We start from the raw sequence: 13,796 nt of genomic DNA, 5'->3' as shown, positions 1-13,796 counted from the left end.
TGACCTTGTGATGCATGACTATATTGCAACTTGTTTACAACATATTGCTGAGCAGCCAAGCAACCTTGAGCCGCTGTTACCTTGGTACATAAAGTAAAGCTAGGTGTCGTTAGCTATACGTTTACCTTGTATCTAAAATCCTCGAGTTGGGTAAAACGATAGAAGACCCTGAACGTATGTTTAGCTTCTCTGGAATGCGAGAGGATTTAAGTGAATTATTAGCTAGTTCGCAAACAAATGAAGAAAAACTATACGCAAATTACTACTTATCAATGATTTACTCTAAGAGTTATGATTATGAATCTGAAATTATTAGTCACTCAACGATAGCTTTGGAATTAAATGCAACTTTAAAAAAGTTAAATCAAGAGCAAGTATTTTCTTTAAATCACCGTTTATACGAAGCATATAGTGAATTCAATGAACATCAAAATGCACTTGAATACTTACAAGCAGCAATCGCTAATGCTAACCACCGTACTCAAAACGAAGTGTCTAATTTAATTGCGTTAAAAGCGGCTTGCTTCCATGAGGTTGGGCGATATAAAGAAGCGTTGCAGCTTAATAAAGAAATTTTGAGTAATCCTGATTTAGAAGAAATAAAACATCTCATTTTAAATAATTTAGCAAACAATAGTTACGAACTTGGTTTGATGGAAGATGCTGAGCATTACCTAAAAGAAATGTCAAAAACAGACTGTGGTTACCCTGAAGATACTTTTATAAATAAGTTTAACAGCATATTCCAGCTAGCCGTGCTTAAATTTGAATTAGGCGAAATTGAAAAATCAACCAATCTATTTCAGCAACGACTGAAGCTTGCCATTGGTTATGGTGACTGTGACTATATTGAAGAAGCCGAAATAGACATTCAGCAATTATATGAAAAACAGCTATCTCAGCAAAATTAAACTTGATTTGAAAAGGCTTTAGTAGCGCTAGCTTAGCATGCAAAAATGTTATGGGTTAAAGCCCTTTTATTAGATCTCTTTGACCTTTTTAAGTTTCTATGTAGGGGCAGACCAAAGTTACTATGAGTGATATAAAAAAGTTAATTAATTACCTGATAGAGAAAAACTCAGAAGAGCAAACTCATTTTGGCGAAGGCTTTCTTCTAACACCAATTAGTTTAGATGAGTTAAAAGCTTTTAATGCGCATTTCACAAAAGCTTTCAACTTTCAACCCCCAAATGAACTTTTAGATATATTAAAGATATCAAATGGCTTTTCTGTAAATGGATTAAATGTCTATAGTGCTAAAGAACAAAATGAACCATATTACTTAGCTGGAATTATTGAAGCCAATCAAGAATTTCATACGGAAGAATCTTTACGTAATTTCGTCGCTTTTTGTGATGAAAGCAGCTCCAGGGTGGTTTATAACTTAAAGGTGAATCAATTTCAGATTGTAGACTCTTTCACGTGGGAAGAGCTAGAAAGTTTCCCGACTTTAACTTTGGCGATAAGCTCTTTACTTAAAACAGCAAATATTTTTGAATAAATCAAACAACGCTAAGGACAGCACATGCAACCAAATATTAAAAACATCCCACAACAACTTGGGCAATACTTGTACCAGCAAATAAATGAGCCTTGGCTTGAAGCCCTGCTCATTTTAAATTGCGAAGATGAAAACGTACTTGAATGCAAAGCCCATTATCAAACAGTCGACGACTCAAGCGAACATCCAATTACCGTGACAGACGAGATTGTCAATTTATTCAAACAAGTATTTGATAAAGCCACAAAGCACCAACCAGAAAAATGGACGCGCGCTATTTTTACCATTAATCGCCAAGGCCAATTTAATCTGAACTTTGAGCGTGATAATAATGATGATGACGTTATCACTGCATAAAATACACACTAATTTAAACGCGTAAATTACGCTAATACAAAAAACACTAAGGACACAAAACATGGATGTTAAGAAAAACACCCGCAGCAAGCTAAGCCTAACCGCCTTACTTTTTTCAAATAGATTTATCAAAAGCCCTATTATTCGTATCGCGATCATCTTCGCCATTATTATCGCGTGTTTACTAATGATCAAAGTGGCCATAATGGCCTTTTACATCACTGTATTTATGCTAGTCGCTTTTTTAATATTGGGTACATGGCAACGATTTACTAAGCTTAAAAAGAGCAAAACCCTAAACTAATATTTATTATAGTCATAATGAAACTGTTTCTTTTATTGCTATAAACATAATAAAATAAGGAAAACTGGTATTTTTTGCAACTATGATTTGAACCTCATCCTTATACATACTAAAATGCCATTTGATTTATAGTTAAAGTAAATATAAAAGTCATGGAAGACTCTAGTAAATACATAATCCTTCCTATTGTTATTCCATGATTTTTCGTTGCTAAAAGTGATATAAACAAAGATGTTTATAATGAACAATTTAATGGAGTAATTATGAAAAAATTAAGTGCGCTGGTTGCTATAGTGATGCTATCAGGTTGTTCAAGTAACCCTAAAGTTGAACAACAGACGGCTTCTGCTGAGCAATCTGTTGTCACCACAGAAGAAGTAAACAGTGCAATATCACTGACCGTTATTACTTCTCCTGATGATGCCCGTATTCGCATAATGAATATAAAGCCGAAATACCAAGCAGGTATTGAACTCGATGAAGGTAAATACGACATCGAAATTACTAAAGACGGTTACTTAACCTATAGAAAGTGGGTTACTGTTGATAAGAAAACGATCCTGACTATCGAGTTAGATCAAATTGAAGCAAGCCAATCTGCATTATGACACCACTGATGGCAAGTTTATTCTTGCCATCACCAATTTGTATTGCCTGTGTTAAAAATTAAGTATAGTTTCCATAAAAAGTAATTGTCGTATTAAAAAAATCCCCGTATCCTGTTGCGCTTATTAAATGGACAGTAAAAATAAGGATATGAATTTTGGAGTCATCACAAAACCACTCTGACCAAGCAAATACACCTCCTCGAATACCTAACGTACTGAAAAAAGTTGATAATAAAGAGCTAAAAAGTACTAGCTTTTGGTTGAACCAAGTGTTTTTAGTACTTTCAACTATTTTTGGTGTTTACTTAGCTGCGCAAAGCGGTTTAGAGCAAGCACTAAAATTTGATTCATATAGTAAAATGGAGGATAACTATTATTTGCGTACTTCATTATATGATGAAGTAAATGATAATTTAGAGAATATAAAACGCTATTCGTTACTTTTAGCCAAAAGCCCACACACAAGTGAACTTGAATATAATAAACCCACGCTTGAAAAGTATATTTGGCAAACTATGCAGTACTCACCAACAACTCTTGAAACTCCGAGTATATTTCTAACACAAATTCGTCGTTTTTATAGTCGTGCTGAGTTTGTCATTGATGCGGCGTTAAAGCGTAAAATGTCTGCGCGCCAAGCGTCAATTGAACTAAATCAAATTGCCGATATTATTGAGCAACAAACATTACCTCAACTAAAAGCTAGTGCATTAAATTTACAACAAGAATTACAACAAAACGATATTATTATCGGCTCATTGAAGGAGGCTGATAATGCCAACTAAACGCTGCCCTCACTGCAAAGATCACCCTTTGGATGTTACTCATTATCAAGGTGAAGAGATAGATATCTGTCGCGAATGCGGTGGCTTATGGTTTGAAAAAAACGAAGTTAACCGGATGATTGCCGAAATCAACGAAGGTCCTATTGGTGAAAAATACGAGACTCATTTTGGTGAGTCATTAGGTATTTCTAAGCTAGACTGTCCCGATTGCAGTAAGAACCTTGAGCGCTTTCATTTACTCGAAGATTTTCATACCGAAATTGATGTTTGCCGTCATTGTGATGGCAGTTGGATTGAAAAAGGTCAATTAGAAAGCGTTGAAAACAGCCCCGAGCTCAAAGCAAGCCTAGACAAGCTAAACCAAAAAGTTAGTTGGAAAACTTATCTGTTTCAATTTTTAACGCAAATGCCCGTTGAATATAACCTAAAACCAAAACAAACGCCGTGGGTTACTCGCGGTTTAATTGCACTCAATGCCATTGTTTTTGCCTTGTATTTTTTCAATTCAGACGCATTCAGTGCCACCCTCGAATTATTTGCAATGAATCCAAGTAAGATCTCTCAAGGCGAACATTTATGGAGCGTGATTACCTGTGTTTTTTTACACGGCTCAGTAATGCACCTTATTGGTAATATGTACTTTTTATACATTATTGGTGATAACCTCGAAGACGTATTAGGTCATAAAAAGTTTTTAATATGGTATATGGTATGCGGTTTGGCAGCGTCTTTTGCTAGCTTTATCGTTGATCCCAGCTCGATTATTCCAAGTGTCGGGGCTAGCGGCGCAATTGCAGGGCTATTTGGTATGTACTTAATGTGGTTTAGGCACGCCAGCCTAACTTTTATGTTTATCATTTATCAAAAGAAATTATCTGCAGTGTGGTTTTTTGTAATTTGGTTAGGGATCAATATTTATGGCATGATTGCAGCACCTGATGGTATCGATTATGGCGCTCATATAGGTGGCTTTATCGCAGGGTTATTGATCGGCTTTGCTCTTAAAGCAAAAATCACTGCACAAAATCCTATAATTGAATTATTAAATCAACCTGAAGCACAGTTAAAACGCTAATTTAACGCTTAAACCTTCCCTATCTGTGCTGATGGGAAGGTTTTCATTTATTACGTATCACTCACTACTTTATGAATAATGGCTTGGCATTGAGCTACGTTCATAAATTTTGGTACTGGATAGTCCCAGTTAGCCTCTACAATTGCAGCATCAGCAAGCTTAGGTATATCAGCTACTTTTAGCTCTTTTAAATGACGAGGGATAGCTAGATCAATAAGTAACTGCTCTAAGGTGTTTAATAGTATTGCTGCTTTTTCTGCTGGTTTTTGGTGTGATTGTGCTAATTGGCAATGATCAGCAATAGCCGCCAGCTTTTTATCTATACTGGAACCATAAAATTTCAGCACATGCATCAATACCACACTATTTGCTAAACCGTGAGCTGTGCCGTATTGCGCGCCAAATTGATGCGCTATAGCATGCACATAACCTACAGATGTTCGGGTAAACGCTTGTCCTGCATAAAATGAAGCGAGTAACATATTTTCCCGCGCAACTAAGTCATTACCATTTTTATACGCTGTTAATAAATTTTGTAAAATAAGTTCGATTGCCCGCAATGACTTGTCATCACTAAAAGCAAGGCCATTAGTGCCTATGTATGCCTCAAGTGCATGCGTGAGTGCATCGATACCTGTAGCTGCGGTAATAAAATCAGGCACCGTTTGTGTTAGCTCAGCAATTAAAACTGCATCACTTGGTACAAGAGCAAAGTCAGTGGCGGCATATTTTGTTTGCATTTGCGGATCGTTTACCACCGCAGCAACGGTCGTTTCTGAGCCAGTACCTGCAGTTGTTGGAATAGCACATAATGGGGGAAGTTTTTTCAGTACTTTAAACAAGCCTTTTAACTGCTTAACTGATTTATTAGGTCTTACTGCACGTGCGCCAATTAATTTGGCACAGTCAATTACTGAGCCGCCACCAACGGCGATAATACTATGACATGTGTATTGCTGATAAAGTGCTAAACCGCTTTCAACATTGCTAATCGTTGGATTAGCATCAACGTCACTAAACAGCTGCCAAGAGATTGCCTGCTCATCCAGCAAAGCTAAAATGGGAGCAACAACGCCTAAATTTTTTAACGTATTGTCAGTTACAACTAACACAGGTTTATTAGGATTAAGTAATGCAAGCCATTGCTTAAACCCGCTATAACCTTGATACAAACGCGGATCAGGAATACCAATAAAAATAACAATACATTTTAAAATAAAATGATAGCAGCGATATAAAAAATACATAAAATCAGACTTTTGTTATTTTTAGGTTACCTGATAGTGCATCAATTTAAAGCAATTGCCAATAATAGGCAGCCCCTAATACAGAAGTATTTATAATGATAGTGAGCCAAAGTACCGCAATAAATGCACGTTTTTGTGATTTATGTCTTAACCATTGCTGAGCGATCAGTGCTCCCGGCCAACCACAAATTAATGCTAAAATATGTAAACTACGTTCCGGCACTCTAATAGGCTGATCTGTTGACTCTATCGCCAAACGCTTATCCCATTTATAAACTAAAAACGTAATACTGCTCACAGTACAGTAAACACTGGCGACCAAATATGGCCAATAATCAAGCAGCCCACCAATCACTAATACAACTAGAAAACTAACAGAAAAAAGCAATAATGTTTTTTTAATCAACGGACTCTCGCCTATACTACAATTTGAAAAACTAATAATGATAGGCACGATTATGTCATACCTAAAAACACTTTTACTATCTTTTTGCTTTATCTACGCTGGTGCTATTAGTGCACAAACGATTGACTTAGCACCAGAGCTTGAAGTATTTAAACCTTACCTCGGCACATGGCAAGCTGATTTCAATGTTGCCGATAATAAGCCAAAGATTCAGGATGTAAGTCGCTGGGAGCGAGCCCTCAATGGGAAAGCAATTCGTACCCTTCACTCAATTAATGAAGGTGAATATGGCGGCGAATCAATGATATTTTGGGATAGTAAAAAGCAGTCATTAGTTTTTTATTATTTCACTACAGCAGGCTTTTATACTCAAGGGACATTGAAAGTATTGAGCCCTACGCAGTTTGTAGCATACGAAACCGTAACAGGTTCAAAAGAAGGCATTACAAAAGTAAAATCAACCAGTGATTTTAAAGATGAGCAGTTTGTTGTCTCTACCTCTTATTTAAAAAAGGGTGAATGGACAAAACCTGAAAAACGTATTTACACTCGCAGTAACAAACAGGTTATTTTTAAATAGAAACGGCATAAAAATAGTCGAGTAAATCGATTTGCTGGACTGATGATTTACGTATAAAAGCCATACCTAATTTGAAAGAGGTAGCGCGTTGAAATATTTTGCCGCTCTTTGGTTTGTATTATTTTGACAGCTGAATTAGGGGTGGACCTAGTTTAGAGTTGATAATGTAACTCAAACTAACCACGCCGAAGTGGCGTGGCTAGTTTGTGAGCGACAGGTTAAGTTATACCGGTTTTATACAGAACCAAGTTAATCACATTGGAGGTATTATGTTTTCAATTTATTCAATTCATCGTCTTGTTGTGCAACAAGCTGATTGAGCATTTGACTACCATCGCCAGCTTGAGTTGATAAATCAGCAAGTTGTGATGCAGCATCGGAGATCAACGTTAAATTACGATTAATTTCTTCAGTTACAGAACTTTGCTCCTCTGCAGCCGTCGCTATTTGGGTGATCTGATTAGTTATCTCTTCCACTTTAATTACCACACTGTGTAAAGCATCAAAAGCAACGGTAGTTTCATCAACTGCAGTTTGTGCTCGCACAACTCCTTTTTCAATCACTGTTGAGGCATTACCCACTTCAAGCTGTAAGTTGTCAATTAAGCCACTAATGTCATCTGTTGACGCACGAGTTTTAGATGCCAGAGCACGCACTTCATCGGCTACGACAGCAAAGCCTCGCCCCTGTTCACCAGCGCGAGCTGCCTCAATCGCAGCATTAAGTGCGAGTAAATTAGTTTGCTCTGAAATAGTGCGGATCACATCTAAAATTTGTGTAATATCGTTACTACGCGCCGCCACTTTGGCTACGGCTTGATTGGCTTGCTTTATTTCTTCAGACATAGTTTTCACTTGTGATACCGCAGACGATAAACTCGCTTCGCTACTGACCACTAATGAATTAATTTCATCCGCTTGCTGCGCTGATTGCTCTGAAGCACGGGCAACTTCAAGTGCAGTGGCACTCATTTCATTCATTGCCGTTACGACACTTTCAATTTCTTGAAACTGAGCTTGCACATTTTGCTTAGTATCAACGGCTACATGTGCGGCAATTTGTGCCTGCTCCTTAGTTTGCCCTGATACATCTTTTAATTGCGCAATTAAATCACGTAACTTTTCCAAAAACGCATTAAACCCAACAGCGAGCGCAATTAACTCTGCATGAGTGTCAACCGTTAACGTTTGTGTTAAATCCCCTTCACTACTGGCTAAATTATCAACCCGTAACTGAATTTGTTGCAGCGGCGCCACGATGCTTTTGACAACTAAAGTCATAATAATAAATGCAGCGCCAGCAATCACTAACCCAGATATTAAAATTAACCCACCAAGAGTGTTGGCATTATCTTGCATACTTGCACTGAGCTGCTGTGGTCCTTGTAGTGCAAGCTCTGCAGGTACTTCTACTAGCAAAGTCCACTGACGACCAGCAAGTTTAATATCTATTGGGTAATTGACTAAATATTCATTTTCGCTCTTTTGTACTCCAGAGCTTTCTTTCAAACTAGTATAATTTTTTAACACCGAGGCAGAGACTGCTTCTTTTAGCGGACGACCAAGTTTGTCTTTGTTATGACTGCTACCCACAATTAAATCCATCGAACTTAATAAGGTAACTCGCGCCTGACCATTATATAATTCTTTTGATAACTGCTCGGTCATAGTTTGAAAAACTGGCAGTGTAATATCAACGCCACTGAGGCCAATAAACTTACCGTCGCGCAGTATTGGCACAGTCAAAGATGTCATCATTTCCGAATTGCCGGGGGAGATTTCGTACAAGTAGGGTTCCATAATGCACGGTTTTTTAGTGTCTTTAGCACATAAGTACCACTCAGCCTCACGTTGACCAAATTCGTTTAAAGTCGTAACGTATTTTTCTGCTGCATCTTCAACAACTTGCTGTTCAATCACACCTTCACGGCTGCGAGTGAAGTAAATCTCTAAGGTGCCTTGGCCTGCGACTGAATGATCAAAACCACTTTTATATTGTTGATCGTTACCATCAAAACCATTAGCTTCAAATTGCGAGTAGATTGAAGAAAGTATCGAATTACCTTCTATAATAGAGCGATTAAGCTGTACCACCGAATCACGTGTTAAAGCATCTTTAGCCGATTCATTACCAAGTATCGCAGCGAGTGAAAAAGGCACTCGATATGCTTCGTTGATAAACCCTGCGATTTTTTCACCGTACACTGCAGCATTACTGGTGAGCTTTTCTTCTACCTCTGTAACTATCAATTTTTCAGCTTGTGCTGATAACACTTTATTGCTGCTTGATAATTGCCACCAAAGCACACTCGATAGCACTACAACGGTGATAAAAATACTACCTAAAGTAAGCCATAGTAACTTTTTCGCCAACGCTAATTGCCGCATTCCACTTATCCTCGAATTAAAACTACGTTTACATTCTAGTTCAATTATTCATAAGTTAATCAATTTTGTTGAAAAAAACCGTATTAATGGATATTCCTAGACCACTCAACCTAACCAGTGGTTAATAAACTTTCCCGATAACAAAGCCAATTTAGACATCGAGTTGATCATTACTGAACTATTTGTGTTAATGCTTGGCAATGACATACATGGTTTAACATACTGAAATAGTATTAATATACAATGATATAAGTGAGGATATTGATTGTCGGGTAGCGCAAACTAAGGATTACAAATTTTAGTACAGATTATCACAATTGCGCTTCTTGGTAATAAATGGCGCTCTAAAAAGCTCATGGTTATAAATAAAAGCCACAAAAAAGGCGCATTTAAAATAAAAATGCGCCTTTAAAAATATAAATTATTAAATTTACAATAAGTTAGATAACCGACAATTCAATTGCGATATTACCACGAGTAGCATTTGAATATGGGCAAACTTCGTGTGCTTTAGCCACTAACGCTTCTGCGGTGTCTTTATCTACATCACCGACAAAAACAGCTAATTTTACAGCGATACCGAAACCACCTTCGATTGGACCAATCGATACTTCTGAATCAATACGGGTATCAGCAGATAACTTAACTTTAGCTTGGCCTGCAACTAATTTTAATGCGCCAATAAAACACGCTGCATAACCCGCTGCAAACAACTGCTCAGGGTTAGTGCCTTGACCATCATCGCCACCTAACCCTTTTGGAGTTGAAAGTGCCACATCTAAACGGCCATCGTCTGATTTTGCAGTGCCCTCGCGGCCACCCGTTGCAGTTGCTTTAGCTGTGTAAGCGACTTGTAGTAATTCTTTCATAATGTTTTCCTTATTTAAGGTTGGGACTAAATTTATTTTGCATGCAAAATAATAAAGTAGTTTATTGATCATTGCAAATATTTTGCATGCAAATTAAAATGCAGTGTCATCATTCGAGAGCTACTATGAAATATCCACAATTGAAATTAGATAATCAAATTTGTCATCGTCTGTATATGGCCTCCAATTCAGTGGTACGTGCCTATCGAGATGCACTAAACGAACTTGAACTGACCTATCCACAGTATGTGGTGATGATGGCGCTCTGGGAAGAAGATGAGATCAGTATTGCACAGCTGCTGGAAAAAACCGCAATAGATGGCGGCGCCATGACACAAATTTTGAAAAAAATGACCGATAAAAGCTTATTAGCCGTGGTTAAAGATGAAACAGATAAACGTAAGCGAGTCGTAAAGTTACACAAACAAGGCATACAGCTGCAACAACAAGCAGCGAATATCCCTGAGCAAATTCGTTGCCGTTTTCCATCTATTACGCAGCAAGAAGCCACACAACTAATTACTTTACTTGATAAACTCAATACTGACTTAAGTTAATTATCAAAAATTTTGAGAGAGATTCGTGTATATATACCCCACTCTTTTTCTATTATAAAACTGCGTTATAGTGGGTGCAGCAAAACAATTTAACGGAGCAACTCATGAAAGCAATTGGATACCAAACAGCAACCAAAACACTTAGCAATCATTCTTTCGAAGCCATCGAGTTACCTATTCCAACAGCATCCGGTCACGATTTATTGGTCGAAGTAAAAGCAATTTCAGTTAATCCTGTCGATGCGAAGATCCGCGCAAATGTTAGCCCTGAACAAGGTCACAAAGTCATTGGTTGGGACGCTGTTGGGATCGTAAAAGCTGTTGGTGATAAAGTAAGTTTATTTAATCTGGGCGACCGGGTTTATTACGCCGGTGATTTAACTCGCTCAGGCAGTAATGCTGAATTTCAACTAGTTGATGAACGTATTGTTGGCCGTGCGCCTACTACCTTGAACGATGCCCAAGCTGCTGCGTTACCGCTAACCAGTATTACAGCCTGGGAATTACTGTTTGATCGTTTGCAAATATCACGTTCCAACAATGCAAAACCAGCTTCATTATTAGTTATTGGTGCCGCAGGCGGTGTTGGCTCAATTTTAGTGCAGTTGGCCAAACAGCTAACCAACTTAACGGTGATAGGTACAGCATCACGCGTAGATAGCGTTAGCTGGTTAAATGCGCTAGGTGTTGATCAAGTGCTTGATCACTCACAAAGCTTAGATGCACAACGAATAGAGCATAATCTTGCTGAATTTGATTATGTAATTAGCCTCACTCATACCGATCAACATCTTGATGAAATTATTAAAGTGATCAAACCACAAGGTAAATTAGCTTTAATAGACGACCCAGCAAGTTTTGATATTTTAGCGCTCAAGCGCAAGAGTATCTCACTGCATTGGGAGTTTATGTATACTCGTTCAATGTTCCAAACTGACGATATGATAGCGCAACATCAGTTACTTACTGAATTAGCAGAGCTAGTTGATAACGGCATCATTAAAACTACCTTAGGCCAACATTTAGGGAAAATTAATATAGAAAACCTGCTCAAAGCGCACGCAATATTAGAATCTCATCAATCACGCGGTAAGCTGGTACTTGAAGGGTTTTAAACTTACTTAATATTATTGCGCGCTCATCTGAACGCGCAATAATTCCCCTTCTGCTCCAGCAAAGTGCAAAGCCATCATTATTTTTCACTACATTAGTGCTTATACTCAATCATACAACAACGAAAAAACCTTAAGCTATTGATTTGTTTTAACTAAAAATAATTATTAAGACTGGCACAGATCTTCCTTACAAAAGAGTAACTCACTAATCTGAGTTTTACCTTCATTTACCTCGTCTACAGGGAGCGAGCTATGACTAATATTTATCATATGTTGTATTTACTATGGCGCTTAGATATAAGCATTTGGCATATTCACCATGCTAATGATCCACATACCACCGCAGAAAAGGAGCGTGAATATGTTAAGTAACTACCCGCACTTAGATGAAGCGCTTAAAAAGTTGTCGGTGCATCAATTAACAATTAGCCAAGCCTCTGAGCACTATGATTTGCCCAAACGAGTTATCTATAAAGCACTGCGTCAACAACAAGCAAAAATAGCACAGCAAAAAAGCTACCTACTCGCAGCACAAAAACGTTTGCAACAAAACTTGCAGAGCGTAGAGCTAGAATTAGCTAATTTTAATTAACCTACTACTGATTATTTTCTGTATAGTTTAAATACACTAAAATTAGTAAAATTGCAGGATAACTATGACAGCTGTAGAAGTTAATTTTGATGGCCTTGTAGGCCCGACTCATAACTACGCGGGATTATCATACGGTAACGTAGCATCATTAAATAATGCGGCCAGTTACTCCAATCCAAAAGAGGCGGTACTGCAAGGCTTAGCGAAAATGAAAGCTATGCATGACTTGGGGCTAACTCAAGGAGTATTTGCCCCACATGCTCGCCCTGATATAAATGTATTGCGTCGTTTAGGATTTACAGGCACTGCTGAACAAGTGATCAGTAAAGCGTTTAAAGCTGATCCTGTTTTAGTTCGCGCATGTTATTCAGCATCATCAATGTGGACTGCCAATGCCGGCACTGTATCACCATCAGCCGACACACTTGATGGCAAAGTTCACTTTACTGCTGCTAATTTGAATAACAAATTTCATCGCTCCCTTGAGCCTCAAACAACAACACGATTACTTAAAGCCATGTTTAATAACGAAGGCTACTTTAGTCATCATACCCATTTGCCAGATCAAGGTTTTTTTGGTGATGAGGGCGCGGCTAACCATACTCGCTTAGGCGACGAGCATGGTGTTCAAGGTTTGGAGCTGTTTGTATATGGTGCCAGCGCATTTAACAGCGCACTGCCTAAGCCAGTTAAATTTCCTGCAAGGCAGACACTTGAAGCATCCCAAGCAATATGCCGACTACATCAGCTAAAACCATCTAGCCAATTAATGATTCAACAAAACCCTGAGGTGATTGATCAAGGGGTGTTCCATAATGACGTAATCGCGGTGGGTAACGCCAATGTATTACTCTGTCACGAGCAAGCTTTCTTAAATCAGCCTCTCGCCCTACAACAAATAAAAGATGCATATATTGGCGACAAAACACTGCATATTATTGAGGTGCCAACAGCCAAAGTAAGCGTGCAAGATGCTGTAACTAGCTATTTATTTAATAGCCAACTGGTTAGTTTAAACAATGGCAAAATGTTACTAGTTGCTCCACAAGAATGTAAAAACAATCAGGCAGTTAACAGTTATATTGAAGAAATGATCCTTGCAGACAATCCAATTGATCAAGTGCAATTTTTTGATTTAAAACAAAGCATGCAAAATGGTGGTGGCCCTGCTTGCTTACGTTTACGTGTAGCGCTAAATCAGCAAGAACTCGCGGCAGTCAATCCTGCGGTTATTTTAAACGATAGTAAGTACCAACAACTATGTGATTGGGCAAATAAGCACTATCGTGACAAACTTAGTAATGATGATTTTGCAGATCCAAACTTGTTACGTGAAAGCTGGCAAGCGCTGGATGAATTAACTCAACATCTGCACCTAGGCTCTGTGTATCCATTTCAATTAGAAGGATAAA

The 13,796-nt window shown here is 38.1% G+C and carries 16 protein-coding genes; 12 read left to right on the top strand and 4 right to left on the bottom strand.

Annotated features, from left to right (window positions below):
• The first annotated feature begins 176 nt into the window (after positions 1-176).
• The 7 genes from H5183_RS15560 (at position 177) to H5183_RS15530 (ending at position 4,630) form a co-directional block, all read left to right on the top strand.
• Complete coding sequence (locus H5183_RS15560; RefSeq protein ID WP_182732123.1) at positions 177-911, top strand: hypothetical protein; 735 nt, start codon at positions 177-179, stop codon at positions 909-911.
• 122 nt (positions 912-1,033) lie between these two features.
• Positions 1,034-1,501, top strand: coding sequence for a YrhA family protein (locus H5183_RS15555; RefSeq protein ID WP_145242518.1), 468 nt, complete (start codon positions 1,034-1,036; stop codon positions 1,499-1,501).
• A 24-nt stretch (positions 1,502-1,525) separates the two neighbouring features.
• Entirely contained in the window at positions 1,526-1,858 is a 333-nt protein-coding gene (locus H5183_RS15550; RefSeq protein WP_182732122.1) for an immunity protein YezG family protein, read from the top strand.
• 61 nt (positions 1,859-1,919) lie between these two features.
• Positions 1,920-2,162, top strand: a complete 243-nt coding sequence (locus H5183_RS15545) for a hypothetical protein (protein ID WP_145242522.1) — start codon at positions 1,920-1,922, stop codon at positions 2,160-2,162.
• 263 nt (positions 2,163-2,425) lie between these two features.
• The gene (locus H5183_RS15540; RefSeq protein ID WP_145242524.1) at positions 2,426-2,770 is read left to right on the top strand and encodes a PEGA domain-containing protein; all 345 of its coding nucleotides are present in this window, start codon (positions 2,426-2,428) and stop codon (positions 2,768-2,770) included.
• A 155-nt stretch (positions 2,771-2,925) separates the two neighbouring features.
• Complete coding sequence (locus H5183_RS15535) at positions 2,926-3,555, top strand: hypothetical protein (RefSeq protein WP_259397348.1); 630 nt, start codon at positions 2,926-2,928, stop codon at positions 3,553-3,555.
• Complete coding sequence (locus H5183_RS15530; RefSeq protein ID WP_145242010.1) at positions 3,545-4,630, top strand: rhomboid family intramembrane serine protease; 1,086 nt, start codon at positions 3,545-3,547, stop codon at positions 4,628-4,630. The genes H5183_RS15535 and H5183_RS15530 overlap by 11 nt, the downstream gene beginning before the upstream one ends.
• Positions 4,631-4,680: 50 nt before the next feature.
• Here the strand turns inward: H5183_RS15530 and H5183_RS15525 are convergent, their stop codons facing one another.
• On the bottom strand, positions 4,681-5,877 hold the full coding sequence (locus H5183_RS15525) for an iron-containing alcohol dehydrogenase (RefSeq protein ID WP_182732121.1): 1,197 nt from the start codon (positions 5,875-5,877) through the stop codon (positions 4,681-4,683).
• A gap of 46 nt (positions 5,878-5,923) precedes the next feature.
• Positions 5,924-6,283: a DUF1294 domain-containing protein gene (locus H5183_RS15520; protein WP_182732120.1), complete on the bottom strand. Its 360-nt coding sequence runs from the start codon at positions 6,281-6,283 to the stop codon at positions 5,924-5,926.
• Between the two features lie 52 nt (positions 6,284-6,335).
• On the opposite strand from H5183_RS15520, the gene H5183_RS15515 reads away from it, so the two are divergent.
• Positions 6,336-6,863, top strand: coding sequence for a hypothetical protein (locus tag H5183_RS15515; protein WP_145242016.1), 528 nt, complete (start codon positions 6,336-6,338; stop codon positions 6,861-6,863).
• A 267-nt stretch (positions 6,864-7,130) separates the two neighbouring features.
• Here the strand turns inward: H5183_RS15515 and H5183_RS15510 are convergent, their stop codons facing one another.
• Complete coding sequence (locus H5183_RS15510; RefSeq protein ID WP_182732119.1) at positions 7,131-9,251, bottom strand: methyl-accepting chemotaxis protein; 2,121 nt, start codon at positions 9,249-9,251, stop codon at positions 7,131-7,133.
• A 440-nt stretch (positions 9,252-9,691) separates the two neighbouring features.
• Entirely contained in the window at positions 9,692-10,120 is a 429-nt protein-coding gene (locus tag H5183_RS15505) for an organic hydroperoxide resistance protein (RefSeq protein WP_182732118.1), read from the bottom strand.
• Between the two features lie 125 nt (positions 10,121-10,245).
• Between H5183_RS15505 and H5183_RS15500 the strand changes: the two genes are divergently transcribed.
• The 4 genes from H5183_RS15500 (at position 10,246) to astB (ending at position 13,795) form a co-directional block, all read left to right on the top strand.
• On the top strand, positions 10,246-10,677 hold the full coding sequence (locus tag H5183_RS15500; RefSeq protein ID WP_145242022.1) for a MarR family winged helix-turn-helix transcriptional regulator: 432 nt from the start codon (positions 10,246-10,248) through the stop codon (positions 10,675-10,677).
• A 104-nt stretch (positions 10,678-10,781) separates the two neighbouring features.
• Positions 10,782-11,792 (top strand): zinc-binding alcohol dehydrogenase family protein, encoded by a 1,011-nt coding sequence (locus H5183_RS15495; RefSeq protein ID WP_182732117.1) that lies wholly within the window; start codon positions 10,782-10,784, stop codon positions 11,790-11,792.
• Positions 11,793-12,153: 361 nt separating this feature from the next.
• Entirely contained in the window at positions 12,154-12,384 is a 231-nt protein-coding gene (locus H5183_RS15490) for a helix-turn-helix domain-containing protein (RefSeq protein WP_182719062.1), read from the top strand.
• A 64-nt stretch (positions 12,385-12,448) separates the two neighbouring features.
• The gene (gene astB / locus H5183_RS15485) at positions 12,449-13,795 is read left to right on the top strand and encodes an N-succinylarginine dihydrolase (protein WP_149981885.1); all 1,347 of its coding nucleotides are present in this window, start codon (positions 12,449-12,451) and stop codon (positions 13,793-13,795) included.
• Position 13,796: the final 1 nt, after the last annotated feature.

The sequence above is a fragment of the Pseudoalteromonas sp. SR44-8 genome, assembly GCF_014163635.1.
GTDB lineage: Bacteria > Pseudomonadota > Gammaproteobacteria > Enterobacterales > Alteromonadaceae > Pseudoalteromonas > Pseudoalteromonas rhizosphaerae.
The sequence above is the reverse complement of the archived record's forward strand: the minus strand, read 5'-3'. Positions and strand labels throughout refer to the sequence as shown.

Excerpts from the sequence above, each read along its gene's own strand:
- H5183_RS15560 (WP_182732123.1), top strand. The coding sequence starts at position 177 with ATGTTTAGCTTCTCTGGAATGCGAGAGGATTTAAGTGAATTATTAGCT.
- H5183_RS15555 (WP_145242518.1), top strand. The coding sequence starts at position 1,034 with ATGAGTGATATAAAAAAGTTAATTAATTACCTGATAGAGAAAAACTCA.
- H5183_RS15550 (WP_182732122.1), top strand. The coding sequence starts at position 1,526 with ATGCAACCAAATATTAAAAACATCCCACAACAACTTGGGCAATACTTG.
- H5183_RS15545 (WP_145242522.1), top strand. The coding sequence starts at position 1,920 with ATGGATGTTAAGAAAAACACCCGCAGCAAGCTAAGCCTAACCGCCTTA.
- H5183_RS15540 (WP_145242524.1), top strand. The coding sequence starts at position 2,426 with ATGAAAAAATTAAGTGCGCTGGTTGCTATAGTGATGCTATCAGGTTGT.
- H5183_RS15530 (WP_145242010.1), top strand. The coding sequence starts at position 3,545 with ATGCCAACTAAACGCTGCCCTCACTGCAAAGATCACCCTTTGGATGTT.
- H5183_RS15525 (WP_182732121.1), bottom strand. The coding sequence starts at position 5,877 with ATGTATTTTTTATATCGCTGCTATCATTTTATTTTAAAATGTATTGTT.
- H5183_RS15515 (WP_145242016.1), top strand. The coding sequence starts at position 6,336 with ATGTCATACCTAAAAACACTTTTACTATCTTTTTGCTTTATCTACGCT.
- H5183_RS15510 (WP_182732119.1), bottom strand. The coding sequence starts at position 9,251 with ATGCGGCAATTAGCGTTGGCGAAAAAGTTACTATGGCTTACTTTAGGT.
- H5183_RS15505 (WP_182732118.1), bottom strand. The coding sequence starts at position 10,120 with ATGAAAGAATTACTACAAGTCGCTTACACAGCTAAAGCAACTGCAACG.
- H5183_RS15500 (WP_145242022.1), top strand. The coding sequence starts at position 10,246 with ATGAAATATCCACAATTGAAATTAGATAATCAAATTTGTCATCGTCTG.
- H5183_RS15495 (WP_182732117.1), top strand. The coding sequence starts at position 10,782 with ATGAAAGCAATTGGATACCAAACAGCAACCAAAACACTTAGCAATCAT.
- H5183_RS15490 (WP_182719062.1), top strand. The coding sequence starts at position 12,154 with ATGTTAAGTAACTACCCGCACTTAGATGAAGCGCTTAAAAAGTTGTCG.
- astB (WP_149981885.1), top strand. The coding sequence starts at position 12,449 with ATGACAGCTGTAGAAGTTAATTTTGATGGCCTTGTAGGCCCGACTCAT.